The sequence below is a fragment of the Zobellella maritima genome (genome assembly GCF_003075035.1).
GTDB classification, from domain to species: Bacteria; Pseudomonadota; Gammaproteobacteria; order Enterobacterales; family Aeromonadaceae; genus Oceanimonas; species Oceanimonas maritima.
Map to the genome: position 1 here is coordinate 1,614,751 of NZ_QCZE01000001.1, position 23,958 is coordinate 1,638,708.

Sequence of the window (23,958 nt, forward strand, 5' to 3'; positions counted from 1 at the left end):
ACCGGCCCCTTAGAAGTTCACTGAGCGTTTTATCGCTTCATAGGTTTTCAGATGATCCGCCATATACTCTTTTTCCAGCGCCAGGGGGTAGGGCGTATCCAGGCCACAGACCCGCTCGATGGGACTTTCCAGATAAAGGAAACACAATTCCTGGATGGTGGCGGCTATCTCGGCCGCAAAACCACCGGTCAGGGGAGCCTCGTGATTGATCACCAGTCGACCGGTTTTCAGCACCGACTCGGCCACTGTCTTGCTGTCCCAGGGCAGGATGCTGCGCAAGTCGATAATCTCGCAGGATATGCCGTCTTTTTCCGCCAGCTCGGCGGCTTTTTGAATGGTTTCCATCTGCGCGCCCCATGCCAGCAGAGTCACATCCGCGCCTGACTGAATGACCTCGGCCTGGCCTATCGGCAGTTCGTAGTAGTCTTCCGGCACCTCCCCGACCGAGGCACGGTATAACCGCTTGGGCTCAAAGAACAGCACGGGATCCGGACACTGGATGGCGGCGAGCAACAGGCCCTTGGCCTGATAGGGATCGCGCGGCACCACCAGCGTCAATCCCGGCGTATGGGCAAAATAGGCTTCGGGAGACTGGCTGTGATAATGGCCGCCAGCAATACCGCCGCCATAGGGGGTACGGAATACCAGGCCGGCCACATTGAACTGGTTGCCGGAGCGATAGCGAAACTTGGCCGTTTCATTGACGATCTGATCGAAGGCCGGGAAGATATAATCGGCAAACTGGATTTCCGCTACCGGCTTCATGCCCTGGGCCGCCATGCCGTTGGCGAAGCCGGCGATGCCCTGCTCGGTCAGCGGCGTATTAAAGCAGCGCCCCTTGCCGTATTTGTCCTGTAACCTGCTGGTGGCGCGAAACACGCCGCCGAAGTGCCCCACATCCTCCCCAAAACAGACCACGCTGTCGTCCTGCTCCATGGCCAGGTCGAGCGCATTGTTGATGGCCTGCAACATATTCATCTGTGCCATTATTTCACCCTCCCCCCGGTCACCGGATAGGCGTCTGGATACCGGCGGACATGATCTTCCAGTTTTTTTAGCTGGCTGTTGAGGTGCTCGGTCGGCTCTGCATACACATCGGTAACCAACTGCTCGAGCTCGGGTTTGGCAATTTTTTCGGCGATCTTCAGGGCATCCAGTATCTCTTGGCGCAAGGCTTCCGTCTTGGCCTTGTCAGCGTCGTCATCGAGCCATCCCTGTTTAAGCAACCACAGGCGGTAGCGGGCTATGGGATCATTTTTACGCCAGCGGTCCTCTTCTTCTTTCGAACGGTAGCCGCTGGGATCGTCCGATGATGAATGGGCCCCCAGGCGATAGGCAATGGCCTCGACCAACACCGGTTCCTGTTGCTCCAGGGCCAGCTTGCGGGCCAGCCGGGTGGCCTGATAGACAGCCAGAATATCCGAGCCGTCCACCCGTATCGCCTGGATACCGTAACCAACGGCACGGCTGGCGATACCATCTCCGATAAACTGTTCGTTGGCGGGTGTGGATATGGCATAGCCATTGTTACGGCAGAAAAAAATCACCGGTGCCTGCAGCACCGCCGCCATATTCAGTCCCGCATGAAAATCGCCCTCGGACGCCGCCCCCTCACCAAAATAACAAAGGGTGGTGTTATCCAGTCCACGCAGCTTCTGGGCATAGGCATAACCGCTGGCCTGGGGGATCTGGGTCGCTAGCGGCGAGGAAATGGTCATAAAATAAATATCCCGAGAACCGTAATGCACCGGCATTTGCCGCCCCTTGCCCAGATCCTGCTCGTTGGTAAACAGTTGGTTCATAAACTGCTCCAGGGTAAAACCCCGATAACGCAAGGCGCCCTGTTCCCGATACTGGGCCATGATCATGTCTTTATCGTCGAGCGCGGCGGCACTGCCGACTGTGGTGGCTTCTTCACCCAGACACTGCATGTAAAAGCTGATCCGGCCCTGGCGCTGGGCCGCCAGCATGCGTTCATCCAAGGCACGGATAAACACCATGCTGTCGTACATGCGCAGCGCCGTTTCCCGGTCCAGCTCCGGCATAGTGGCGTCGGCATAGAGTGAACCATCGTCTTTGAGGATCTTCAGGCTCGGAATGGTGAGCGCATTCGCACCGGTGAACTTTGCCTTGTGCACAGTGGTAATGGTGGCGTTATTGGGGTTGGCCATAGGCGTTCTCTTTATGTTACCTGTCGCAGGCAACAGGCATGAAACTCATCTGACGACCAAAAGTATAGCGGCTACTGTCATCAGCCCTATTCTGTTTGGCCCGGAAGGGCCAAGCAAACACGGACAAATCATTGCTAATTACACAACTGTTGCTAATTGTGCTACTAAGATCAGGCCGCGGCACGGAGAATCAGCCTATCGGGTTGCTGGTCTCCGTCTCAAAATATAGCGGCGATCGCATTAGCCATTTAACACTATATTCACAATCGAGACTTTTCAAGCCATGGGCTCTGATATAATTTCAACCAACAGTTATTTTTTAGTCATATAATCCAGATTATAAATATAAACCAGTCATTTGTTTCAACTCACCCGCTTCTTGGTCAACCAAACAGGCAGACTGTTCGCCCTTGCGTAAAGCAAAAAAAGGCAGCCCGGGGGCTGCCTAGAAACGAGATGGACCTAGTTTTTATTTGTTGTTCTTGGATTGCTTTAGTACGGGTGATCAGATGTTCTCGAACTGACCCATGGTGTTGTCTTTACCGCCCGCCTTCAGGGCAGCTTCGCCCGCAAAGAACTCTTTATGATCATCACCGATATTGGAACCGGCCATGTCCTGGTGCTTGACGGTGGCGATACCCTGACGGATCTCCTTGCGCTGAACCCCTGCAACATAGGCCAGCATGCCCTCTTCACCGAAGTAGCCCTTGGCCAGGTTGTCGGTAGACAGCGCGGCGGTATGATAGGTCGGCAGGGTGATCAGGTGGTGGAAGATACCGGCTTCACGCGCTGCGTCGCGCTGGAAGTTGGCCGTCCACTGGTCGGCCAGCCTGGCCAGCTCGGTGTTGTCGTAATCTGCGCTCATCAATTTGGCACGATCATAGGCCGAAACATCCTTGCCCTCTGCAGCCCAAGCATCAAACACCTGCTGACGGAAGTTCAGGGTCCAGTTGAAGGATGGGCTGTTGTTGTATACCAGTTTGGCATTGGGCACCACTTCACGGATACGGTTGACCATGCCGGCGATCTGGCCCACATGCGGCTTTTCGGTTTCAATCCACAGCAGGTCGGCGCCGTTTTGCAGGCTGGCGATACAGTCCATCACCACCCGGTCTTCACCGGTGCCTTCCTTGAACTGGAACAGCCCGGACGCCAGACGCTTGGGCTTGACCAGCTTGCCGTTCTGTTTGATAACCACGTCACCGTTATTGATATCGGCTGCACTTTCGATCACATCGCCGTCGATAAAGCTGTTGTACTGATCGCCCAGGTCGCCCGGCTCATTGGTGACCGCGATTTGCTTGGTCAGTCCGGCACCGAGTGAGTCGGTACGGGCCACGATCACGCCATCATCCACGCCCAACTCCAGGAATGCCAGACGCACCGCGTTGATTTTGGCAATAAAATCGGCGTGCGGCACTGTGACCTTGCCATCCTGGTGGCCACACTGCTTCTCGTCGGACACCTGGTTCTCAATCTGGATACAGCAGGCCCCGGCTTCGATCATCTGCTTGGCCAGCAGGTAGGTCGCCTCGGCATTACCAAAACCGGCGTCGATATCCGCGATAATCGGCACTATATGGGTTTCATGGTTGTCGATCTGGGCTTCGATCTCCCTGGCCTTGGCGCTGTCGCCTGCCTGCTGGGCATCTTCCAGGGCACGGAACAGATGGTTGAGCTCCCATGAGTCGGCCTGCCGCAGGAAGGTGTACAACTCTTCAATCAGGCCGGAAACCGCCGTTTTCTCGTGCATGGATTGATCCGGCAGCGGACCGAATTCGGAGCGCAGGGCCGCCACCATCCAGCCGGACAGATACAGGTAGCGACGCTTGGTGCTGCCGAAGTGCTTCTTGATGGAGATTAGCTTCTGCTGACCGATAAAGCCGTGCCAACAGCCCAACGACTGGGTGTACTGGGAGCTGTCCTTGTCGTAATTCGCCATGTCTTCACGCATGATTTTCGCGGTATACCTGGCGATATCAAGCCCGGTCTTGAATTTGTTCTGGGCACGCATGCGAGCGGCGTGCTCCGGCTTGATCGCGCCCCAGGTCGGGTTGTCATTAATCAGTGATTTGAGTGCATTAATGTCGCTTGCGTATGACATGGTCTCAGTCCTTTCGTTAGTTAAATATGCTCGTTTCCGTGTGATAACCATTTGGCACCTGGGTCAGGATTTTCATTTTTAATTTTGCAACCACAATTTATTTTTTCTGTGACTGCTTATCTTCCTGTACCAATGTCGCCGGGGAACGCCTATTAAATTGCGCAAAAAAAACCATAAGATCAATAGCCAATTTACATAAAACCCAACACAAATCACACAATTCCGGGGATTTAATACTTTAGTCTCAATTAAAATGTAATTTTGATAAAGCCGTTAAAACAGGGCTTGTAACTGGCTCTTTTAATAATTCACAACTGGACCAAGACGGATAAAAAGAAAAAATATTACGTAATTAAATTACACATGCAATTAATTGTCCCGACCTTACTCCAATGTTTATATTCCACGCGACTCCAGCCGGCGCTATATCTCGAAAGCCCGTATCAACCGCCTTGGTTAACCCCATGCGGAACAGCGGGGATCAGCAATATAAAAATGTACGCAGTAAATATTGGTGGGGACTCAAGCCTGCGGGAAAGCCGGCTTGTTGTTTTTTTATCATGGTTGAAGCCGGCGGTGCTTGCCGCTGTGCTTACCTGACTCGACTATAACGACGTTGAGCGTCACCACTTATTAACGAACAGCCCTCGGGCCGCAACACTGATGAAATGCCGCTCATGGTTAACCCCCAGGCGTTCCACAAGAACAGCGGCAAAGTGGGTCCGACCAACAGGAATAAAGGCATGCAGGCTTCCAAGGATATCGTCGCCAAGTACCAGGCAGAGTACGCCGAGTCCCTGTCATCAAGTATGCCTGCTTGAGATAATGCAAAGGCGGCCATACGGCCGCCTTTGCATTCGAGTGAAAAATTTCGCTACCTACTTCCCTACCAGCTGCGACTTGAGATTGGGCGGGACGCCCTTGATGGTGAGGGTATCGGTCGCCGCATCGTACTGGATCCGTTCTCCCAGCAGCTTTTGCTCGAAACTAATGGTCAGTCCGCCGCCCGACCCCACATACTTGGTCAGCCCCTTGAGCGCAGAGCGTTCCACCGGAAACTTATCTTCCAGCTGATACTCTTCGCTGACAAACTGGTAAAAATCCAGGTCGTCATCCGTGCCCAACTCGGCCGACAGTTCACGCAGCTCCAGCTCTTCGCCCTGATTCAACTGCTCTCGACAATATTTATGCACCTGAGCCTTGCTTGCCAGTTTCTCCTCACCACTGAGCTGGCGGGCATCACAATATTCGTCCACCGCCTTCAGCAACCCCTGACTCTGGGCCTTGGGATCCATTCCCTCGACACAGGACAGAAAATTGAGGAAGAAGTCCGACACCTTGCGTCCGGCCCTGCCCTTGATAAAAGAGAAATAACGGCGTGACTCCGGCCGGGTCTGCAACTCGGTCAGATCCAGCCGTGCCGCCAGCTGCATCTTGCCCAAATCCAGGTAACTGGCCTGACTTACCTCCAGCTTTTCGGTGACGGTCACGCTGTCCTTGTTATCGAGCAGGGCAATAAGCAAATACTCAGCGCCCAGCCACTGGTATCGGACAAACAGCAAGACCCCTTGCTCGCTCATCTCCAGCCGGTTCAGCTCGGCCAGCAGGCGGTCGGCGGCCAGGTGGGAAAAGCCGGCAAAGGTCAGGCTCTGATCCTGCATGCGCCGCACCAGATCGCGAAAACCGGCCTCCTCTTCATTGAAGTAGCCGAACACCTTGCCGGCCTTGGTATTGTAGATATGATGCAGTTCGGCCATCAGTTGATTGACCGCCGGATTCGCGCTCAGCTCCTGCTCCCGGGTGGCCAGCTGGACCCGGCCCTGCTCATCAACGAACAGGGAGTGGACTATGATATGTTCAATTACCAGGCTCATAACAGAGAGATTGCCATAGAGTTGCCAGAAGGGGTGGGGTATTATAGCCGTCTCGTCACCAAGTTACATGATTGAACGCCCATGCCTATCATTTCAAAATACGACCAACAATATGACCAACTGCTTGCCGAACTCGAGGCCGTACTGGACAAACATCAGGCTCCGGCAGACCTGCGCTTGATGGTGTTGGGCAACCTGGTGACCCATATCCTCAATCACCAGGTATCACCGGGGCAGCGCAAGGCCATCGCCGACAAGTTCACCCGGGTGCTGAGCGCCTCCATCGACACCCAAAAAGGGGCTCATTAAGCTCCCTTTTTCAACGACAGACGGCTGAGCCATGGTCGAAACCGGCAACCTTTATCGTGATAATGTCTCCCGCCTGATCGGTTGGGGTCATTGGTTTGTGTCTTTCAATATCCTGCTGGCCATCATGGTGGCCAGCCGCTACCTGCTCGCATCCGGCTGGCCCGACACCCCTCTGGGCGTTGCCTATCTGCTGGTGAGCTGGGTTGGGCACTTTGCCTTTTTGAGTTTTTTTACCTATCTGCTGACGCTGTTCCCGCTTACCTTCCTGCTGCCCAGGCTCAGGGCAATTCAGTTTCTCGGCGCCACCATTGCCACCGGGGCGCTGACCCTGCTGTTGATCGACACTCAGGTCTTCAGCCTGTTCAAGTTCCACCTCAATCCCACTGTCTGGCGCCTGCTGCTGGATCCGGCCCAGTCCGAACAGGCATCCGGCTGGGGCTGGCTGTTTATCTGGCTGCCATTGCTGTTCCTGCTGGAACTGTGGCTGGCCAATTGGTTATGGCGCTGGAGCCAACGGCGACGGCGCTCCATGGCCATGCCCATCGCCCTGCCCCTGGTGGTGTGTTTTTTCCTTACCCATACGGTACATATCTGGGCTGATGCGACCCTTTATAGCCCCATTACCGCGCAGAAAGCCAATTTTCCACTGTCCTATCCGATGACGGCGAAGGGATTCCTGATAAAACGGGGCTGGCTGGATCCAGATGACTACCAAAAAACCAGCAACCAACTGGACAGCGAGGGCAGATTCAGGGTGATTTATCCCCTGCGCCAGTTGGCGGTCCAGGCCCCGAGCCGACCACCCAACATATTGCTGGTGGTGGCCGACGGCCTGCGCTTCGATATGCTGGACGACATCGTCATGCCCAACCTGAACCGATATGCGGACCGTCATTTACGCTTTACCAATCATCTGAGCGCCGCCAACCACCCCGAAGCGGGCCTGTTCAGCCTGTTTTACAGCCTGCCGGCCCACTACCGGGCAGAGATAGAAGCCGAGGCCATGTCGCCGGTATTTATTGACGAACTCCAGCGTCAGGATTATCTGATGGGCCTGTTTGTCAGCAATGGACTGAACAAGCCCCTCTATGAAAGCGCCATTTTCTCAACCCTGCGCAACCAGCCTTTCGCTCCCGCAGCCGGCGGCGCAAAGGGGGACAGACAGGCACAGGCAGCACTGATAGCATGGCTGAAAGATCAGGACGGTCAGCGCCCCTGGTTTTCTTACCTGTATCTGGATGCCCTCAACGCGCTGGATATCCCGGAGGGAGTAACGGGTCCCTTCCAACCCTCCCTGGAGCGACTGAACCCGGCCCAGGCCTATCAGGACAGGCAGCGGCAAGCCCTGTTCAACCGCTACCGCAATGCGGCCTTCTATACGGATCAGCTGCTTGGCCAGCTCTTTGAGACCCTCCGTGAACAAGGTATGGAGCACAATACCCTGGTGGTGGTCACCGCCAGCCATGGCATGGAGTTCAATGAAAACCGCAACAACACCTGGGGTTACGGCACCGGTTATTCGCCCTATCAATTACATGTGCCGCTGATCCTGAGCTGGCCGGGACGCAGGCTGGAGAGCTTCGAGCATAATACCAGCCAGCTGGACCTGATCCCGACCCTGATGAAGGAAGCCCTGGGAGTAGAGAGCCCGTTTCGGGTCTATGCCAATGGCCAGTCGCTATTCGAGGTAGAGGCCAATCGCTGGCGCCTGGCGGCAGATGACGAGGAATATGTGATTTATCAGCAGGAACAAGTCACCCTGTTCAATCAGCAGGGCGATTTTCAGCTGCTTAGTCTGCCCGACTATAGACCCAAACCGGACGCCAATCCGGAACTGTCGCTGCTGCTGCAGGTGATGAATGAACTCAACCGTTTTCAACGCCAGCACTGACGATTCTTCAAGACGCGACTCAGAAAGACGGGAAAAAAAAGAGAAGCACCGGGTTGCTTCTCTTTTTTATTGGAATTAAAGGCGCTCAGATACCTTCATCGAGCAGCCGGCGGGCCTGCCAATAGCGATTTCGCCAATACACGTTGTCCAGCCGGGAAATGGTGACACCCTTGCTGGAAGAGGCGTGGGCAAACTTGCCGTCCCCCAGATAGACACCATTATGCTGCATGCCTTTACCGGTACGGAAGAACACCAGGTCTCCCGGCTGCAACTCGTTTTTACCCACCTGCCGACCCAGGCTGACCTGCTGATAGGTCGATCTGGGCAGGTCCATGCCATAGACTTCCTGGTACACTGTCTGGGTAAAGGCGGAGCAGTCTATGCCATTGGCATCGACACCACCGAATCGATAGGGCACACCTCGCCAGCGTTGATACACCCGTTGCAGCTCCGGTGTACTGCCGCCGCTACCGGCCAACTTTTTATTGAACAGGCTTTTGCTTGGCCCGGTACTGATGCTATAAGTCACGGCAGAACGTGGCTTTTTAGTCATGGCCTGCTTTCCCGGCTCGGTCGGAGGCACGCCACTGCATCCGGCCAGCGCCAGAAAGCTACTCATGAACAGGACTTTTTTCATTCGAAAAATGCCAACACGCGGTAGATTTACCAGATATTAGTGCAACTCAGTGATCATTTGCAAAAGAGAAAATGCCTGAAAACAAAGATATAGCCACCGAATTACTGATTTGTGATAGTCGGAACATAAAACTGCCGATAAATGCATCAAATTGGTTAAGTTTTGATGAGCAAGCGCGCCTGGCCAGGATCTCCCACCAGCAACAGGCCGAACTGTTCCTGATGGGCCGATACCTGTTGCGGCAGCTGGCTGGCAGGCGCCTGGGGATACCGGGTGAGCAGCTGGAAATCCGGGTGGATCACAGAGGCAAACCGGCTCTGGTAGGGCAACCGCTATTCTTTAATTTAAGCCACAGCGGCTCCCTGCTGACCCTCGCCCTCGACTCCCACGCTAAGTTGGGCGTCGATGTGGAAACCCGACGGCTCAGCGTCTCCCAGGCCCATCGCCTCGCCCGCCGCTATCTGCATCCGGATGAACAACGCTGGCTAATGGCACAGCGCCATCCGGCACACGATTTTATCCGTTTATGGACCGCTAAGGAGGCCCTGGTCAAGGCGCAGGGTTCGGGCATTGCCAACACCCTGGCCGGCTTTAGCTGGCATCCCGGGAGCAGCCACACTCGGCTGGAGCAGCAATGTTATCAGCTATATCAGTGGCCACTGACCTCGGCCTGGCTGAGCCTGGCTGTAGCCACCGAACAACGGCAGATACCGCAGCTGATAAAATTGACCGATTTGGCGGATTGCCTTGAAATAACCGGCCCGCAACCTTATTTAGCTATAAACCCTTTATGAGACGTTGTTTATGATCCTTGATATCAATGTACAGAATTTCCAGCAGGCAATTATCCAGGCCTCTATGAGCAAGACGGTCGTGATTTACTTTCACGCCGAGCAAGTGCCCGAGTGCCAGGCGATGACGCCTGTGCTTGAACGTCTTATTGGGGCCGACAACAACCATATAGATTTGGCCAAGGTCGATGTCGCTGATCCCCAGCTGCAGAGTCTGGCGGTCCAGCTGGGATTGCAGGCACTTCCCGCCATGGTGGCCTTCAAGGATGGTCAGCCGGCCGATGTCTCTGAAGGCCCCAAGGACGAGGCTGCGATAAAAGCCTTTCTCGCCCCCTATCAACCCAGTGAGGCCGAGCTCCTGCTCGACCAGGCCAAACAAACCCTGGGTCTGGACCCACAAGCAGCCTATGGACTGTTGCAACAGGCACGCGCGCTGGCTGACACTGCTGCTATCCGCTTATGCCTGGCCGAAGCCGCCCTGGCCCTGAATAAACTGGACGAAACCAAGCAACTGCTGGCGACCATCGGTATGGCCGACCAGGACAGCCAGTATCAGCATATCCAGGCCCGGCTCAAGCTGGCCGAAGAAGCCGCCGACAGCCCGGAGCTGCGCCAACTGGAGCAGAAGCTGGCTGCAACACCTGATGATATGGAATTGAAACAGGAACTGGCCGTACTCTATTTCCAGGCGGGACGCCAGGAAGACGCCCTGCAGCTGTTGCTGGAAGTACTGCAACGGGACATGGCCTTTGGCGAAGCCAAGAAGCATTTTATGGATATGCTCACCACCATGGGGGCCGATCCCGTCGCCTCCAGGTATCGTCGTCAGCTATACAGCATGCTCTACTAAGCCGCTATCCGGCAAAACCCGGCACGGGTTTTGCCGATTTTGCTTTACCCTCACCGGCTCGCATGATACCAACCTAGTCAGGACACACCGACAAGGGCTGGTATGAACAAACGCATCTGGTTTGCTGTCTTGCTGTCGCTGCTGGCTGCCGGCGCCATGCTGGCCCTGTATCGCGCAGCGCCACCGGAAGCACTGCCCCGGCCGACACCCGCCTCCCTGCAGCCGATAGATTACCGAACCGATATCCGGCCCATTTTCGAGCACAAGTGCGTGGTATGCCATGCCTGCTACGACGCCCCCTGCCAGCTCAAGCTGTCCAGTCACTCGGGAGTGGTACGCGGTGCCAGTAAACAGCGAGTGTACGACGGAACCCGAACCCAGGACACCGAGCCCAACCGGCTTCATGTTGATGCCCACGACGAGCAGGCATGGCGTCAGCGTGGCTTTTATAGTGTTATCGACAGCAACGGCTCGCAGGCCGCGCTGATGGCGCGTATGCTGGCCCTGGGCCATAACAGCCCCTGGCCCACCAATGAACGGCTGCCGGATAACCTGGATATCGCCATCACCCGTAACAACCAGTGCGTCACCGCCGACGAGTTTGACGACTACGCCCGCAAACATCCCCACGGCGGCATGCCCTTTGCGGTGACCGGCCTCGGTGATGACGAATATCAGACCCTGCTAAGCTGGCTCGAGCAGGGGGCCCCCGTACCCGAGCAACAGCTACTGATTAACGATGCCATGCGCCGGACCCTCGACAGCTGGGAAGCCTGGCTCAACCGCCCGGCGCCACGTCGGCAACTGGTATCCCGTTATCTCTATGAGCATTGGTTTCTGGCCCATCTGTTTCTGGCCGATCATTCCGAACCCATATTTTTTGAACTGGTACGCTCTCGCACACCGCCGGGGGAGCCCATAGTGCTGTTCGCCACGGTACGGCCCACCGACGGGGTGACGGGAAAGAGCTATTATCGCCTGCGGCCCAGGCTGGAAAGCCGGGTGCACAAAACCCACATCACCTACCCGCTCAGCCGCAAAAAAATGGCCCGCCTGGAACAGCTGTTTTTCTCCCCGGACTGGGCGGTCAGCCAACTGCCCGACTACAGCCCGGCCAGTGCCGCCAACCCCTTCGTTACCTTCGCCGCCATACCGGTACGAGCCCGCTACCAGTACCTGCTGGACAATGCCCTTTATTTTACCCGCACCTTTATTCGCGGCCCCGTGTGCCGCGGACAGATCGCCACCGATGTGATCCGCGATCAGTTCTGGGTCGCCTTTCAGTCCCCCGACCATGACCTGTTCGTGACCGACTCGGCCCATGCGGACGCCGTCAGCGGCTGGCTGGCCCTGCCCGGCCTTAACTCGGATCTGCTGAGCCTGGGGCCGGACTGGATCAGCCACAGAGACAGCCGTAACCGTTACCTGTCCCGCCGCCAGCAAGATTACGCCCGCCATTACCCCGAAGGACCCGCGCTGGATCATCTATGGAACGGAGACGGACACAACCCGGACGCCCTGCTCAGCATCTTTCGTCATCATGACAGCGCCAGCGTGATCCGGGGCTGGCAGGGAGCCACTCCCAGCACCATGTGGGTCATGGATTATCCCTTGCTGGAACGTACCTACTACGCCCTGGTGGCCAACTTCAACGTATACGGCAGCGTGTCGCATCAGGCACAGACCCGGCTCTATTTTGATCTGATCCGCAATGGCGCGGAAGCCAATCTGCTGCGCTTCCTGCCCTCGGCACTGCGCAATGACTTGCTCCACAGCTGGTACGATCACAGCGGCAAGCTCAAGCTGTTCACCACCTATGCGGATGTGGATGAACAGACCCCCAGCCGGGTGAGGGTATCGGCCCAGGCGCCGCTGGCCGACTTTGGCAGTCAGGTGTTACGGGAACTGGCGGAGGTAAGGGGAGCCGACGATACCCTCAATCGTTGTCCGCACGACGACTGCCGGCGGTCGGGCAGCTCGGCGGCCGAACACCAGGCGGAACAACGGCTGCGGGCCCTGACGGGAGTCACGGCGGACACCTTGCCGGCCATCCAGTGGCTGCCGGAGGTGAGCCTGTTGCGGGTGGATGCGGGCGAGCAGCGCCTGGTCTACAGCCTGCTGCACAACCGGGATCATTCAAATGTGGCCTTTATCCTGGGTGAAGATCTGCGTCTACGTCCCCAGAATGATACCCTGACCATATTGCCCGGTATCGTCAGCAGTTATCCCAACTTTATCTTCAACGTCAAACTTGAACAGCTGGATGACTTTGTTGCCGCCTTGCAGGCCATGGCCCACGAGGCCGATCTCAATACCCTCGCCCGTCATTTCGGCATTCGTCGCACCCACCCGCAATTCTGGTTCTACTTGCACGACATGCATGCCTATATGCAAGAAACCAGCCCCCAGGAGGCAGGGATGCTGGACATCAACCGCTACCTGAATCTCTGAGTCCGGCCGTTGCGGGAAGTCTCGGGCCGATCGCCGCCGACCACAGCCCCCTCCGGCCTCGAGGCACCCACGACCCGCTTGGGCCAAGGCCAGCTGCGTTTGGCGATGGCGGCACACATTCATTGGATGTTTGGCCCATACCAACCTTGATACAGGCCGCAAGCTACCCCTGAGGGCTCGAATATGCCACCTGACCGCCAGATGGCGGGAATGCCGGTAATCAGTTTGGTATTACAGGGAATGCCAGATCACCAGCAGCACCAGCAACGGGCAGACAAAGCGGATATACCAGGGCCAGATGCGCCAAAACAAGCTGCCGGAAAGCGTGGGCGTGCCCAGTACCAGCTCCTGAAACAGCCGTGCCCGCCCCCACATCCAGCCGCCCAGCAGGCAGAAACCCAGCGCGACCAGCGGCTGGGTGTACTGGGTTGCCAGTCGGATAACAAAACCGAACAGGGCACCGAAGTTCAGACAGATAACAACGCTGAACAGGGCCAGCCCCACCCCCAGCAGCCAGCTCATCGCCGGGCGCGAAACCCCGAAGCGCTCGATGCTGTAGGATACCGGCACTTCCAGCATGGAAATGGAGGAAGTCAGCGCAGCTATGCCCATCAGCACAAAAAATATCAGCGACATCAATACCCCAACCGGCCCCATGGTTTCAAACAGAGCCGGAAGCACCACGAATACCAGGGTATCCGAGCTCAGCAGGCTGCCGTCATCGGCAAAAATGGTCACCCCATTGCGCATCGCCACAAACATGGCCGGCAGGATCACCAGGCCGGCCAGCAACGCCACGCCGGTATCGAGCAATGTCACCTGGAAGGCCGTCGCCGGTATACTTTCTTTCTTGCTCAGGTAGGACCCATACATCAACATGGAGCAACCGCCGATGGTGAGCGAGAAAAACGCCTGGCCCATGGCGCTGATCAACAGGGATGGTTCCATTATCTTGGAAAAGTCCGGTACCAGATAATGGCGCAAGCCTTCACCGGCCCCGTCCTGAGTCAGGATATAACCGAACAGCAGCAGGAACAGCACCAACAGCGCAGGCATTAACCGCGCCGACCAGCGTTCTATGCCCGCCCTTACCCCGGCCTGTACCACCAGAATGGTCAGTAGATAAAACACCAGGGTACCGAGGATATTTCGCCACAGGCCAAACGCCTGCAGCCAGTCGGTGGCCGCCTGCCACCCTAGCATACGGGTGACGGTGGCGAGCAGAAACGCCAGCAACCAGCCGGCGACAATGGCATAGAAGGTCAGCACCAGGCTGGGCACCATCATGCCCGCATAACCGATCAGCCCGGCCACCCTCTTCTGTCCGCTCCCCTGTCCCAGAGCCCTGACCGAGTCAACCGGATTCGCCTGTCCGTGGCGGCCGATGGCCACCTCCATCACCAGCATGGGAAACGCCAGCAGCATCACCAGCACCAGGTAGGCGATCAGGAAGGCCCCGCCACCGTTGCTCGCCGCCTGGGTGGGGAAGCCCCAGATATTGCCTAATCCAACGGCCGCCCCGGCCGCCGCCATAATAAAGCCAAAGCGCGAGCCAAAACTCTCTCTCACTGTATATTTCCTTTTTATTGATGTCGTCTGGGATCACAAACAGGTAGGCCGTTGTACAGCCTCCAGGGCCTGGCTTCATAACTGATTTTAATCAGGCCACAGGGTCAGCATCGCATGCAGACACGCCGGAGATCCTTGCAGGGTTCTCCACCGGATCGCTGCTGTCCTGAAGGGCCTGCGACTCGGCTCCTGACCGCTGTTTCAGATGGTGCACTATTTATTTCTGTTATTGATAAGCAGAACCTCAGGAGTCAACCGGCTCTTCGTGATAAGGCCAGGCATTGATCACCGCCTTTACCAGGGTCGCCAGGGGAATGGCAAAGAACACCCCCCAGAATCCCCACAGACCGCCAAACACCAGCACAGCGACGATGATGGCGATGGGGTGCAGGTTAACGGCCTCGGAAAACAGCACGGGCACCAGCACATTGCCATCCAGCGCCTGGATAATGCCGTAGGCGATCATGACGTAGAAAAAAGGCGTGGTAAATCCCCATTGGAACAGGGCCACCATAGCCACCGGCACGGTCGCCGCCGCCGCTCCTATATAAGGCACCAGCACAGAGAACCCCACCAGCACGGCCAGCAGCAGGGCGTAGCGCAGATCGAGCAGGACAAAGGTCACATAGCTGACCACCCCGACAATAACGATTTCGATCACCTTGCCCCGTACATAATTGGCTATCTGACCATTCATCTCCTGCCAGACCCGGGAGACCAGCTCACGGTTTCGGGGCAGAAAGTGCGCCATGCCGGCCAGCAACTGGGACTTGTCCTTCAGCATAAAGAACACCAGTACCGAGATCAGGATCAGATACACCAACAACACGGCCGCATTGGCCAAAGAACTGAGCGACACACTCAGCACTGCCTCGGTCGAGCCCAGCAGGCGGGCGCGGGTGGCATCCAGCATGGTTTCGATCAGGGTCACATCCACCAGCTCCGGATAACGCTCCGGCAGGGTACGCAGCACATCCTGGCTGCGGGTGATCATCACCGGAATCTCCTTGGCCAGGTTCGCCACCTGGGTAAAGAGGGAAGGCACCAGGCCGACCAGGGCGAAGATGGTAAAAACCGCGAACACGATCAACACCAATCCGGCTGCAAACCCTCTGCCCAGGCCAAACCGTTCCATTCTGCTGACCGGCCATTCCAGCAAATAGGCTATCACGATGGCGGCAAACAGCGGTGTCAGTATCTGACCGAAAAAGTAAACCACCACAAAGCCAATCAGCAGCATCAGGAACAAGGCGACGGCCCCGGGATCGGAGAAACGACGCTGATACCAGTGCTTGAGAAACTCCAACATCAACAATTTCCTTATGGGGCTTTGGTAATCACAAGCTCGAGATGGGCGGCAGTGTCCTCAACCTCGACCACGGCATGGCCTATCCGGCGCAGATAGGCAGGAATATCCTGCCGGGAACCGGCATCGCTCAACCACAGTGTCAGCGATTGTCCACCTTGCGCCTGTCTCAGCCAGAGTTTGACTTCGATCAGCGGCAATGGACAACGCAGGGTCCGGGCATCCAGCTTATCCATCATCAACCTTGTGTAAAAGGAGGGCATTATCCCCTTGTTGCGGCCCTCAAACAATGCTTGTTCCACCGAATACAGGGGGTTATCCTGCTGTTAATTCAGCATACAGAATAGAAGGTCTATCATAGTGATGCGTTGGTACGTCATCAAACCCCTGACGTTGGCTCTGGGGTTGCTCGCCAGCCCTCTGACTCAGGCAGACAACAACCTGCCCGACATCGGCACGGCCGGCGTCGGTGCCATGTCGGTGGAGCGAGAGGCCCGCTTTGGTCAGGCCTTTATCCGCTTTGCCCGCGCCAATCAGCCGGTGATAGATGACCCCGTATTAAACGAATACCTGACCGATCTGGGGCTGAAGCTGCTGTCCCAGACCGACTCGATGCGCTTCCCTTTTCAGTTTTTGCTGATCAAGGACGACAGTATCAACGCCAGTGCCTTCCTCGGCGGCGTGGTGCAGGTGCATACCGGTCTGTTCCTCAATGCCGCCAATGAAAGCGAGCTGGCTTCGGTGCTGTCCCACGAGATCACCCATGTCACCCAACGCCATATCGCCCGCTACCTTGAGTCACAAAGCCGCAGTACCCCCCTCACCATCGCCGGAGTGGTCGGCTCGGTCGCCCTGGCCATGGTCAACCCCCAGGCGGGTATGGCGGCCCTACAGACCACCATGGGGCTCAGCATTCAGTCTGCCATCAACTATACCCGGGACAATGAGCTAGAAGCTGACCGCATCGGCCTTCGCCTGCTGCATGATGCCGGCTTCGACCCCAATGCCATGGCCAGCTTTTTCCAAAAGCTGGCGGAGCAGTATCAGTTTACCAGCACACCACCGCAGATGTTGCTGACCCACCCCCTGCCGGCCAGCCGGATTGCCGAAGCCCGTAGTCGGGCCACGGATTATCCGACCCGAATCTATCCCGCCAGCCTTAATTTTCAGCTGGCCAAGGCGCGCATCATGGTACGCTTTCAGCAGGCCAGTACCCGCAACCTGCACAACTATTTTAAGCAGGCCGTCGATCAGGGTGAATGGCTGCCGGACGCAGCCCGCTATGGTCAGGCGCTGAGCCTGCTCAAGGACCATGAATATGGCCAGGCCAGGGCCCTGCTCGACGGGCTGGCCAAACGCCATGGTGAAAACCCCTTTATCCTCGATGCTCTAACCGACCTGGACAATGAACAGGATCGTCATGATACCGCCATCACCCGCCTGAAGCAGGCCCAACAGCGGTTGCCCGATAACCAGATGGTGCTGATCAACCTGGCCGACAGCCTGTTGCAGGCCGGGCGTAACGAGGAAGCCGCAACCCTGCTGGACAATTACCTGAGACGCAACGCCAACAATGCCCTGGCCTGGGAGCTACTTGCCCAGGCCTATCGCCCGCTCAGTGATGAATCGGCCTTCCGCCAGGCGCAGGCAGAGCTGGCAGCCCTTCAGGGACGCTATGATGTAGCGGTTACCCAGATGGAAATAGCCGCCACCCAGGCCAAGGACAGCATGCAGCGGGCCCGGCTCGGCGCCCGGCTCGAGCAATTACGACAGCAGCAAAAAGAGTGGGAAGAATTACGCAATTAACGACACCTATGCACAACCGATTCGGTTCGCGCGGTTAAGCCGTTCCCTTGCGGCTTAACCACAACCAAGGCTCATTACCGCACCTGCCCCCAATACTGCTCTGCCAAGGATGCAATATCCTCCGCCTTCAGCTCCCCCTGGTGCTGGCTGGCCAGCTCACCCTGGGGATTGATGATGAAAGTGGTCGGCAACACCCGGGGACGCTCGAACGGCCAGTGACCGGCCAGCTTGGCGACCACCGGCATCTGCATATCGTAACGGGCAATCAATTTCTGCAAGGCCTGAGAGGGCATGCTGTCGAAGCTAACCGCCAGCACCGCAGGCTCGGCCGTCTGCGCCAGCTCATTAAGCAAGGGCAATTCCCGCAGACAGGGCACACACCACTCGGCAAAATAATTCACCACCAGCCATCGGCCCCGGTAATCCCTTAGATCCTGCTGTCCACCGTCCGCCAGGGTCAAGGTCGCCGCTTCGCGGCACCCGGCTATCAAAAAAACGGCCAATAATACCGCCTTATGTCTACCCATGCGCTGTACCCTCCGCGGTACCTTCTTATACAATGCCGGTTGCATTGCCACTATGGAGTTGAACATGAGCCTACGTATTTACCACAATCCCCGTTGCTCCAAAAGCCGCGAAACCCTGGCGCTGCTGGAACAACAGGCGCTCAGCCCCGAGATTATCAAATATCTGGACACGCCACCGAGTGCCACCGAACTAAAATCCTTGCTGGCCAAGCTGGGCATGCACTCCGCCCGCGAGCTGATGCGTACCAAGGAAGAAGAATACAAGGCACTGGGATTGGCCGAAGTCACCGACGAAGACGCCTTGATCGCCGCCATGATCGCCAATCCCAAGCTGATTGAGCGGCCCATCGTGGTTAAGGATGACAAGGCAGCCATCGGTCGCCCCCCCAGTCAAGTGCTGGATATTCTGTGATGACGACTCAACTGACCCGCAAGCTGGCGTTGTCAGGTTACTTCGGCCTGATCCTCTGGGTCGCCCTCTGGCACGGCTGGCTGTCGCCCCACCCTCAGCTGGGCACCGGCTTTATGCTGGCAATGTGGTTGCCCTGGCTGTTTATCCCGATGCGCGGCATGCTGGCAGGCAACCCCTTTACCCACGCCTGGGCAGTGTTTTTAATCATGCCCTATTTTGTCCACGCCCTCACCCTGCTGTGGGTGGATGAAGGGGAACGCTGGCTGGCGCTGGTGGAGCTTGGCTTTGCCAGCTTGATGTTTGTCGGTAACACCTACTACGCCAAACTCAGGGGGCGTGAACTGGGCCTGAGTATCCGCAAGAAGAAAGACCAGGGTTAGGCAGGAATTGGTGGGCCAAAATGTCTGCTGACAAAATTTTGTCAGGCTGAAACCAGGCCCACCGCAGATCGCAGGATCGTCCTGTTTATTGTGGGTCAGAATTTATTCTGACAGCAGGCTGCCAGATTGGACCCTGCCCCATCCCTATTCCCTAATAACGGATCTCGGTTCAAAGACCCAGTATTTCCTTGGCGAACGGAATGGTCAGCTTGCGCTTGGCCTGGAAAGAGGCGTTATCCAGCAGATCGAGGGCCGCCAGCAGGGTACTCATATCCCTGGACAGGCGGTTAAGCAAAAAGCGGCCCACATCGATCGGCAGTTTAAATCCCCTGAGTTCGGACCTGAGCTGCAGGGCACTGAGCTTGCCCTCATCATCCAGAGGCTTGAGCTGGTAAGAGATCCCCCAATCCAAACGGGATGCCAGATCCGGCAGGCCAAGACCCAGCTTGCGCGAGGCACTCACCGCACTCACAATCAAGGAGCCAGAAGCCTGTTCCCGTCGCCGGTTAAAAAAATCAAACACCGCCCGCTCCCATTCCGCAGAGCCGGCGATGGCATCCAGGTTATCCAGGCACACCAATGGCAACAGCTCCATTCCTTCCAGCACGCGGGGTGACATCTGCCGATATCGATCGAGGGAAATATAAGCCGCCGCCTCGCCCGAGGCGTTGATCTCGGCACAGGTGGCATGAAGCAGATGGGAACGTCCGCTGCCCCCCTGCCCCCAGAAATACAACAGCGGCTCGCCCTGACCGATGGCTGCATTTTTCAGGGCGGTGATCAGCTGGGCATTGTCGCCGGGATAGAAGCTGGCAAAGGTTTCATCGTCGGGCAACTGCACCGCCAGCGCCAACTGCGCGGGCTGGGGCCCCTCCTCCTGCATCTTATTACTCATCCCTCCTCCGTTAACCAGGCTGTGTTGTCCGGAGACGGCAGCCGTTTGAGCGGCCGGCTCAGGCGCATCTGTGCCATCTGGGATAAGAACGTCGCGTTCAGCATCAGTCAGCCAATTTAGCGGGGCGCATCGCCCCATGATAACCAGATACGAGCAATCATGACCAGGCTCAATGGCTGCGCGCCTTGGGCAGAAGCAGATTCAAAAGAATACCAACGATACCACACAGGCTGATGCCCTGGAGGCTGAAATTACCGACGCCAAAGGCCATGCCGCCGATGCCGAATACCAGGACAACCGCGACTATACACAGGTTACGGGCCTGGGACAGGTCCACCTGGTGCTTGATCAGGCTGTTCAAGCCAACGGTGGCGATGGAACCGAACAGCAATATCATAATGCCGCCCATCACCGGCGTGGGGATGGTCAGCATCAGGGCACCAAACTTGCCGACAAAGGCCAGGCAGATAGCGAAGCCTGCCGCCCAGGTCATGATCACCGGGTTGAAATTTTTGGTCAGCATGACCGCACCGGTCACTTCGGAATAGGTGGTATTGGGCGGGCCGCCGAACAGGGAGGCAGCGCCGGTGGCCAGGCCGTCCCCCAGCAGGGTGCGATGCAGGCCGGGTTTTTTGATATAGTCCTTGCCGGTGACCGAGCTGATGGCCAGTACGTCACCGATATGTTCGATAGCCGGCGCTATCGCCACCGGGATCATGAACAGTACCGCCTGCCAGTGCCATTCGGGCGCCACAAACTGAGGCACTGACAGCCAGGCCGCTTCCCGTACCGGAGTAAAGTCCACCACGCCGAAATACAATGCCAGCCCGTAGCCCACCGTGATGCCGGCGGTAATGGGTACCAAGCGAAAAATGCCCTTGGCCATGGTCGACACTAGCAGCGTCGTCAGCAGGGCAGACAGCGACAGCCACAGGGCGGTATCGTGCGCTATCAGCTCGGCACTACCGTCGCCGGTTTTGCCGATGGCCATATTCACCGCCATCGGTGCCAGGCCCAGGCCAATCACCATGATCACCGGTCCGACCACCACAGGTGGCAACAGGCGGGTCAGCAGCTCGGTACCCCGCCAGCGCACCAGCTGGCTGAGCAGCACATAAACCAGACCCGCCGCCATCAGACCGCTCATGGTTGCGGGAATACCCCAGGTCTGCACCCCATACAGGATGGGAGCAATAAAGGCAAAGGAAGAAGCCAGAAAAATCGGCACCTGGCGCCGGGTGCACAGCTGGAAGATCAGGGTGCCTATCCCGGCGGTAAACAACGCCACATTCGGATCCAGACCGGTGATCAGGGGCATCAGCACCAGGGCGCCGAAGGCCACAAACAGCATCTGGGAGCCGGCCAATGCCTGCTTGAAACCGGTATCGGCCAATACCGGCGACGCGAGTGCCGCATCAGATTTTTCTGCTGAATTCATTTCATTTCACCCTATTTAAGCGGAAAAAAACCGGCTGCTGCCGGTTTTGAATTATTTGGTACCAAAGATCTTGTCACCCGCATCACCCAGGCCGGGGATAATATAGCCCTGCTCGTTCAGTCGTTCGTCAATGGCGGCGCAATAGACTTCCACGTCCGGGTGGGCCTGCTCCAGCACCTTGAGCCCCTCGGGGGCTGCGACCAGCACAATCACCTTGATCTGATTGCAGCCCTGGGCCTTGAGCAGATCGATGGTGGCCACCATGGAGCCACCGGTCGCCAACATGGGATCCACCACCAGCGCCAGTCGCTCATCGATATGGCTGACCAGCTTGTTGAAATAGTGCACCGGTTGCAGGGTTTCTTCATCCCGATACACACCGACCACACTGACCCGGGCACTGGGCATGTGCTCGAGTACACCATCCAGCATGCCCAGGCCGGCACGCAGGATGGGCACTACCGTGACTTTTTTACCCTTGAGCTGATCCACCTCGGTCGGACCGTTCCAGCCGTTGATGGTGGTCTTTTCGGTTTCGAAATCGGCGGTGGCTTCATAGGTCAGCAAACTGCCCACTTCCCTGGTCAGTTCACGAAAACGCTTGGTGCTGATATCGGCTTCACGCATCAAACCCAACTTGTGCTTCACCAGAGGGTGTTTGACCTCTACGATTTTCATTCCATTCTCCTCAACCAGCCCACAAAAAACCGCGGGATACTAGCATAAAGTAGTGTGTGATGGCAGATATGCCGAGTTAATTTTTAGAGAAACGATTTCTTCTTCCCGACAGCCTCTGCTGCTAGAATAGGCAGCCATTCAGCACACCTAATTCTAGACAACGAATAAACGAGGGATCTCGTGACGCAGAACAAACCCCTGAGCTATAAAGACGCCGGTGTCGACATCGATGCCGGTAACGCCCTGGTTGAACGCATCAAAGGCGTCAGCCGCCGTACCCAACGCCCGGAAGTCATGGGCGGCCTGGGTGGCTTCGGCGCACTGTGCCAATTACCTACCGGCTATAAAGAGCCGGTCCTGGTCGCCGGTACCGACGGTGTCGGCACCAAGCTGCGCCTGGCCATCGACCTGCAGCGCCATCAGGGTGTGGGCATCGACCTGGTAGCCATGTGTGTCAACGACCTGATAGTCCAGGGCGCCGAACCCTTGTTCTTCCTCGATTACTACGCTACCGGCAAGCTGGACGTGGATACCGCCGCCGATGTGGTCACCGGTATCGGCGCCGGCTGCGAGCTGAGCGGCTGTGCCCTGATCGGTGGTGAAACGGCGGAAATGCCCGGCATGTATGAAGCCGGTGACTATGATTTGGCCGGGTTTTGTGTTGGTGTAGTAGAGAAAAGCGAGATTATCGACGGCACTAAAGTGGCCGCCGGTGACGCCCTGATCGCCCTGGGTTCCAGCGGCCCCCATTCCAACGGCTACTCCCTGATCCGCAAGATCCTGGAAGTAAGCCAGGCCGATCTGCAGCAGCCTCTGGGTGATGCCACCCTGGCCGATGCGTTGATGGCGCCCACCCGTATCTATGTCAAACCTGTGCTGGAATTGATCAAGCAGTTCGACATCCACGCCCTCAGCCACATTACCGGCGGCGGTTTCTGGGAAAACATCCCTCGCGTGCTGCCGGCCAGCGCCAAGGCGGTGATTGACGGCAACAGCTGGCAGTGGCCCGAGGTATTCAACTGGCTGCAACAGGCCGGTCAGGTGGAAACGGTTGAAATGTACCGCACCTTCAACTGTGGTGTGGGCATGGTCATCGCCCTGCCGGCCGACCAGGCCGAAGCTGCCGTACAGTCACTGCGTGACGCCGGTGAAAATGCCTGGCTGATCGGCCGCATCGACAACGCCGCCGACGGTGAGGCACAGGTCGAGATCAAATGAAACGTATCGTCGTCCTGATCTCCGGGAGCGGCAGCAACCTGCAGGCACTGCTCGACAGTGCCGCCGCCGACCAACTGGGCGGTAAGGTGGTTGCCGTTATCAGCAACAAAGTCGATGCCTACGGCCTGGAGCGTGCCCGCCAGGCGGGCACCGCCACCGCCGTGGTCGCCAATGGAGATTATGCCGACAGGGAGGCATTTGATGCCGCCCTGATGGACATGATCGATGGCTATCAGGCAGATCTGGTGATCCTGGCCGGCTTTATGCGCATCCTTACCCCTGGCTTTGTGCGTCACTACCAGGGGCGCATGCTCAATATCCATCCGTCCCTGCTGCCCAAATACCAGGGGCTGCATACCCACAGGCGCGCCATCGAGGCCGGCGACCGTGAACACGGCGCCAGCGTGCACTTCGTGACCGAAGAACTGGACGGCGGCCCGGTGATCCTGCAGGCCAGGGTCCCCATCTTCGAAGGCGACGACGAAGCACAGGTGGCCGCCCGGGTACTGGTACAGGAACATGCCATCTATCCGTTGGTCACCCGCTGGTTCTGTGAAGGGCGGCTGGCCATGAAAGACGGCAAAGCCTGGCTGGATGGTCATGAACTGCCGGCGCAGGGCTACGCCTCTCAGGATGACTAAGCCCGACACA

At 57.4% G+C, this 23,958-nt stretch carries 22 protein-coding genes; 10 read left to right on the plus strand and 12 right to left on the minus strand.

Annotated features, from left to right (window positions below; translation table 11 throughout):
- Window positions 1-9: 9 nt before the first annotated feature.
- The 4 genes from DCS96_RS07435 to yejK form a co-directional block, all read right to left on the minus strand.
- Window positions 10-987, minus strand: coding sequence for an alpha-ketoacid dehydrogenase subunit beta (locus DCS96_RS07435; protein WP_116473667.1), 978 nt, complete (start codon window positions 985-987; stop codon window positions 10-12).
- Window positions 987-2,171 (minus strand): thiamine pyrophosphate-dependent dehydrogenase E1 component subunit alpha, encoded by a 1,185-nt coding sequence (locus tag DCS96_RS07440; RefSeq protein WP_116473668.1) that lies wholly within the window; start codon window positions 2,169-2,171, stop codon window positions 987-989. Before DCS96_RS07440 ends, DCS96_RS07435 begins: the two co-directional genes overlap by 1 nt.
- 505 nt (window positions 2,172-2,676) lie before the next feature.
- Window positions 2,677-4,275, minus strand: a complete 1,599-nt coding sequence (locus tag DCS96_RS07445) for an isocitrate lyase (protein WP_116473669.1) — start codon at window positions 4,273-4,275, stop codon at window positions 2,677-2,679.
- A gap of 878 nt (window positions 4,276-5,153) precedes the next feature.
- Entirely contained in the window at window positions 5,154-6,149 is a 996-nt protein-coding gene (gene yejK, locus DCS96_RS07450) for a nucleoid-associated protein YejK (protein WP_116473670.1), read from the minus strand.
- Window positions 6,150-6,230: 81 nt separating this feature from the next.
- Here yejK and DCS96_RS07455 point away from each other — a divergent pair, with 81 nt between their 5' ends.
- Together DCS96_RS07455 and DCS96_RS07460 are read left to right on the plus strand one after the other, a co-directional pair.
- Window positions 6,231-6,458, plus strand: a complete 228-nt coding sequence (locus DCS96_RS07455) for a YejL family protein (RefSeq protein ID WP_116473671.1) — start codon at window positions 6,231-6,233, stop codon at window positions 6,456-6,458.
- A 31-nt stretch (window positions 6,459-6,489) separates the two neighbouring features.
- Complete coding sequence (locus tag DCS96_RS07460) at window positions 6,490-8,349, plus strand: DUF3413 domain-containing protein (protein ID WP_116473672.1); 1,860 nt, start codon at window positions 6,490-6,492, stop codon at window positions 8,347-8,349.
- A gap of 85 nt (window positions 8,350-8,434) precedes the next feature.
- Here the strand turns inward: DCS96_RS07460 and DCS96_RS07465 are convergent, their stop codons facing one another.
- Window positions 8,435-8,902, minus strand: coding sequence for an NlpC/P60 family protein (locus DCS96_RS07465; RefSeq protein ID WP_116474564.1), 468 nt, complete (start codon window positions 8,900-8,902; stop codon window positions 8,435-8,437).
- A gap of 155 nt (window positions 8,903-9,057) precedes the next feature.
- Here DCS96_RS07465 and DCS96_RS07470 point away from each other — a divergent pair, with 155 nt between their 5' ends.
- From DCS96_RS07470 to DCS96_RS07480, 3 genes are all read left to right on the plus strand, one after another.
- Window positions 9,058-9,780, plus strand: a complete 723-nt coding sequence (locus DCS96_RS07470; RefSeq protein WP_116473673.1) for a 4'-phosphopantetheinyl transferase family protein — start codon at window positions 9,058-9,060, stop codon at window positions 9,778-9,780.
- A gap of 10 nt (window positions 9,781-9,790) precedes the next feature.
- On the plus strand, window positions 9,791-10,627 hold the full coding sequence (locus DCS96_RS07475) for a tetratricopeptide repeat protein (protein WP_116473674.1): 837 nt from the start codon (window positions 9,791-9,793) through the stop codon (window positions 10,625-10,627).
- A 102-nt stretch (window positions 10,628-10,729) separates the two neighbouring features.
- Window positions 10,730-13,078 (plus strand): fatty acid cis/trans isomerase, encoded by a 2,349-nt coding sequence (locus tag DCS96_RS07480; RefSeq protein ID WP_116473675.1) that lies wholly within the window; start codon window positions 10,730-10,732, stop codon window positions 13,076-13,078.
- Window positions 13,079-13,309: 231 nt separating this feature from the next.
- Here DCS96_RS07480 and DCS96_RS07485 read toward each other — a convergent pair whose 3' ends face one another.
- From DCS96_RS07485 to DCS96_RS07495, 3 genes are all read right to left on the minus strand, one after another.
- Window positions 13,310-14,647: a sodium-dependent transporter gene (locus DCS96_RS07485; protein ID WP_116473676.1), complete on the minus strand. Its 1,338-nt coding sequence runs from the start codon at window positions 14,645-14,647 to the stop codon at window positions 13,310-13,312.
- Window positions 14,648-14,891: 244 nt separating this feature from the next.
- The gene (locus tag DCS96_RS07490; RefSeq protein ID WP_116473677.1) at window positions 14,892-15,956 is read right to left on the minus strand and encodes an AI-2E family transporter; all 1,065 of its coding nucleotides are present in this window, start codon (window positions 15,954-15,956) and stop codon (window positions 14,892-14,894) included.
- 11 nt (window positions 15,957-15,967) lie between these two features.
- Window positions 15,968-16,189 (minus strand): sulfurtransferase TusA family protein, encoded by a 222-nt coding sequence (locus DCS96_RS07495; protein ID WP_116474565.1) that lies wholly within the window; start codon window positions 16,187-16,189, stop codon window positions 15,968-15,970.
- A gap of 127 nt (window positions 16,190-16,316) precedes the next feature.
- On the opposite strand from DCS96_RS07495, the gene bepA reads away from it, so the two are divergent.
- Window positions 16,317-17,759, plus strand: coding sequence for a beta-barrel assembly-enhancing protease (gene bepA / locus DCS96_RS07500; protein WP_116473678.1), 1,443 nt, complete (start codon window positions 16,317-16,319; stop codon window positions 17,757-17,759).
- 74 nt (window positions 17,760-17,833) lie between these two features.
- Here the strand turns inward: bepA and DCS96_RS07505 are convergent, their stop codons facing one another.
- Entirely contained in the window at window positions 17,834-18,286 is a 453-nt protein-coding gene (locus DCS96_RS07505; RefSeq protein WP_116474566.1) for a TlpA disulfide reductase family protein, read from the minus strand.
- Window positions 18,287-18,350: 64 nt separating this feature from the next.
- Between DCS96_RS07505 and arsC the strand changes: the two genes are divergently transcribed.
- On the plus strand, window positions 18,351-18,698 hold the full coding sequence (gene arsC / locus DCS96_RS07510) for an arsenate reductase (glutaredoxin) (protein ID WP_116473679.1): 348 nt from the start codon (window positions 18,351-18,353) through the stop codon (window positions 18,696-18,698).
- Window positions 18,698-19,078 carry a DUF2069 domain-containing protein gene (locus DCS96_RS07515; RefSeq protein ID WP_116473680.1) on the plus strand — a complete coding sequence of 127 codons (381 nt, stop codon included), beginning with the start codon at window positions 18,698-18,700 and terminating at the stop codon, window positions 19,076-19,078. Before arsC ends, DCS96_RS07515 begins: the two co-directional genes overlap by 1 nt.
- Before the next feature lie 169 nt (window positions 19,079-19,247).
- Here the strand turns inward: DCS96_RS07515 and hda are convergent, their stop codons facing one another.
- From hda to upp, 3 genes are all read right to left on the minus strand, one after another.
- A complete protein-coding gene (gene hda, locus DCS96_RS07520) occupies window positions 19,248-19,973 on the minus strand; it encodes a DnaA inactivator Hda (protein WP_116473681.1) in 726 nt (241 codons plus the stop codon).
- A gap of 169 nt (window positions 19,974-20,142) precedes the next feature.
- On the minus strand, window positions 20,143-21,411 hold the full coding sequence (locus tag DCS96_RS07525; RefSeq protein ID WP_116473682.1) for a uracil-xanthine permease family protein: 1,269 nt from the start codon (window positions 21,409-21,411) through the stop codon (window positions 20,143-20,145).
- Window positions 21,412-21,462: 51 nt separating this feature from the next.
- Window positions 21,463-22,089, minus strand: coding sequence for a uracil phosphoribosyltransferase (gene upp / locus DCS96_RS07530; RefSeq protein WP_116473683.1), 627 nt, complete (start codon window positions 22,087-22,089; stop codon window positions 21,463-21,465).
- 180 nt (window positions 22,090-22,269) lie between these two features.
- Here upp and purM point away from each other — a divergent pair, with 180 nt between their 5' ends.
- Together purM and purN are read left to right on the plus strand one after the other, a co-directional pair.
- Window positions 22,270-23,307 carry a phosphoribosylformylglycinamidine cyclo-ligase gene (gene purM, locus DCS96_RS07535; protein WP_116473684.1) on the plus strand — a complete coding sequence of 346 codons (1,038 nt, stop codon included), beginning with the start codon at window positions 22,270-22,272 and terminating at the stop codon, window positions 23,305-23,307.
- Window positions 23,304-23,948 carry a phosphoribosylglycinamide formyltransferase gene (gene purN, locus DCS96_RS07540; RefSeq protein WP_116473685.1) on the plus strand — a complete coding sequence of 215 codons (645 nt, stop codon included), beginning with the start codon at window positions 23,304-23,306 and terminating at the stop codon, window positions 23,946-23,948. Before purM ends, purN begins: the two co-directional genes overlap by 4 nt.
- Window positions 23,949-23,958: the final 10 nt, after the last annotated feature.

Coding starts and splice junctions, on each gene's coding strand:
- DCS96_RS07490 (WP_116473677.1), bottom strand. CDS start 15,956: ATGTTGGAGTTTCTCAAGCACTGGTATCAGCGTCGTTTCTCCGATCCC.
- DCS96_RS07460 (WP_116473672.1), top strand. CDS start 6,490: ATGGTCGAAACCGGCAACCTTTATCGTGATAATGTCTCCCGCCTGATC.
- bepA (WP_116473678.1), top strand. CDS start 16,317: ATGCGTTGGTACGTCATCAAACCCCTGACGTTGGCTCTGGGGTTGCTC.
- DCS96_RS07455 (WP_116473671.1), top strand. CDS start 6,231: ATGCCTATCATTTCAAAATACGACCAACAATATGACCAACTGCTTGCC.
- DCS96_RS07495 (WP_116474565.1), bottom strand. CDS start 16,189: ATGGATAAGCTGGATGCCCGGACCCTGCGTTGTCCATTGCCGCTGATC.
- DCS96_RS07525 (WP_116473682.1), bottom strand. CDS start 21,411: ATGAATTCAGCAGAAAAATCTGATGCGGCACTCGCGTCGCCGGTATTG.
- hda (WP_116473681.1), bottom strand. CDS start 19,973: ATGAGTAATAAGATGCAGGAGGAGGGGCCCCAGCCCGCGCAGTTGGCG.
- yejK (WP_116473670.1), bottom strand. CDS start 6,149: ATGAGCCTGGTAATTGAACATATCATAGTCCACTCCCTGTTCGTTGAT.
- DCS96_RS07505 (WP_116474566.1), bottom strand. CDS start 18,286: ATGGGTAGACATAAGGCGGTATTATTGGCCGTTTTTTTGATAGCCGGG.
- DCS96_RS07465 (WP_116474564.1), bottom strand. CDS start 8,902: ATGACTAAAAAGCCACGTTCTGCCGTGACTTATAGCATCAGTACCGGG.
- DCS96_RS07470 (WP_116473673.1), top strand. CDS start 9,058: ATGCCTGAAAACAAAGATATAGCCACCGAATTACTGATTTGTGATAGT.
- upp (WP_116473683.1), bottom strand. CDS start 22,089: ATGAAAATCGTAGAGGTCAAACACCCTCTGGTGAAGCACAAGTTGGGT.
- arsC (WP_116473679.1), top strand. CDS start 18,351: ATGAGCCTACGTATTTACCACAATCCCCGTTGCTCCAAAAGCCGCGAA.
- DCS96_RS07445 (WP_116473669.1), bottom strand. CDS start 4,275: ATGTCATACGCAAGCGACATTAATGCACTCAAATCACTGATTAATGAC.
- DCS96_RS07475 (WP_116473674.1), top strand. CDS start 9,791: ATGATCCTTGATATCAATGTACAGAATTTCCAGCAGGCAATTATCCAG.
- DCS96_RS07435 (WP_116473667.1), bottom strand. CDS start 987: ATGGCACAGATGAATATGTTGCAGGCCATCAACAATGCGCTCGACCTG.
- DCS96_RS07440 (WP_116473668.1), bottom strand. CDS start 2,171: ATGGCCAACCCCAATAACGCCACCATTACCACTGTGCACAAGGCAAAG.
- DCS96_RS07480 (WP_116473675.1), top strand. CDS start 10,730: ATGAACAAACGCATCTGGTTTGCTGTCTTGCTGTCGCTGCTGGCTGCC.
- purN (WP_116473685.1), top strand. CDS start 23,304: ATGAAACGTATCGTCGTCCTGATCTCCGGGAGCGGCAGCAACCTGCAG.
- DCS96_RS07515 (WP_116473680.1), top strand. CDS start 18,698: ATGACGACTCAACTGACCCGCAAGCTGGCGTTGTCAGGTTACTTCGGC.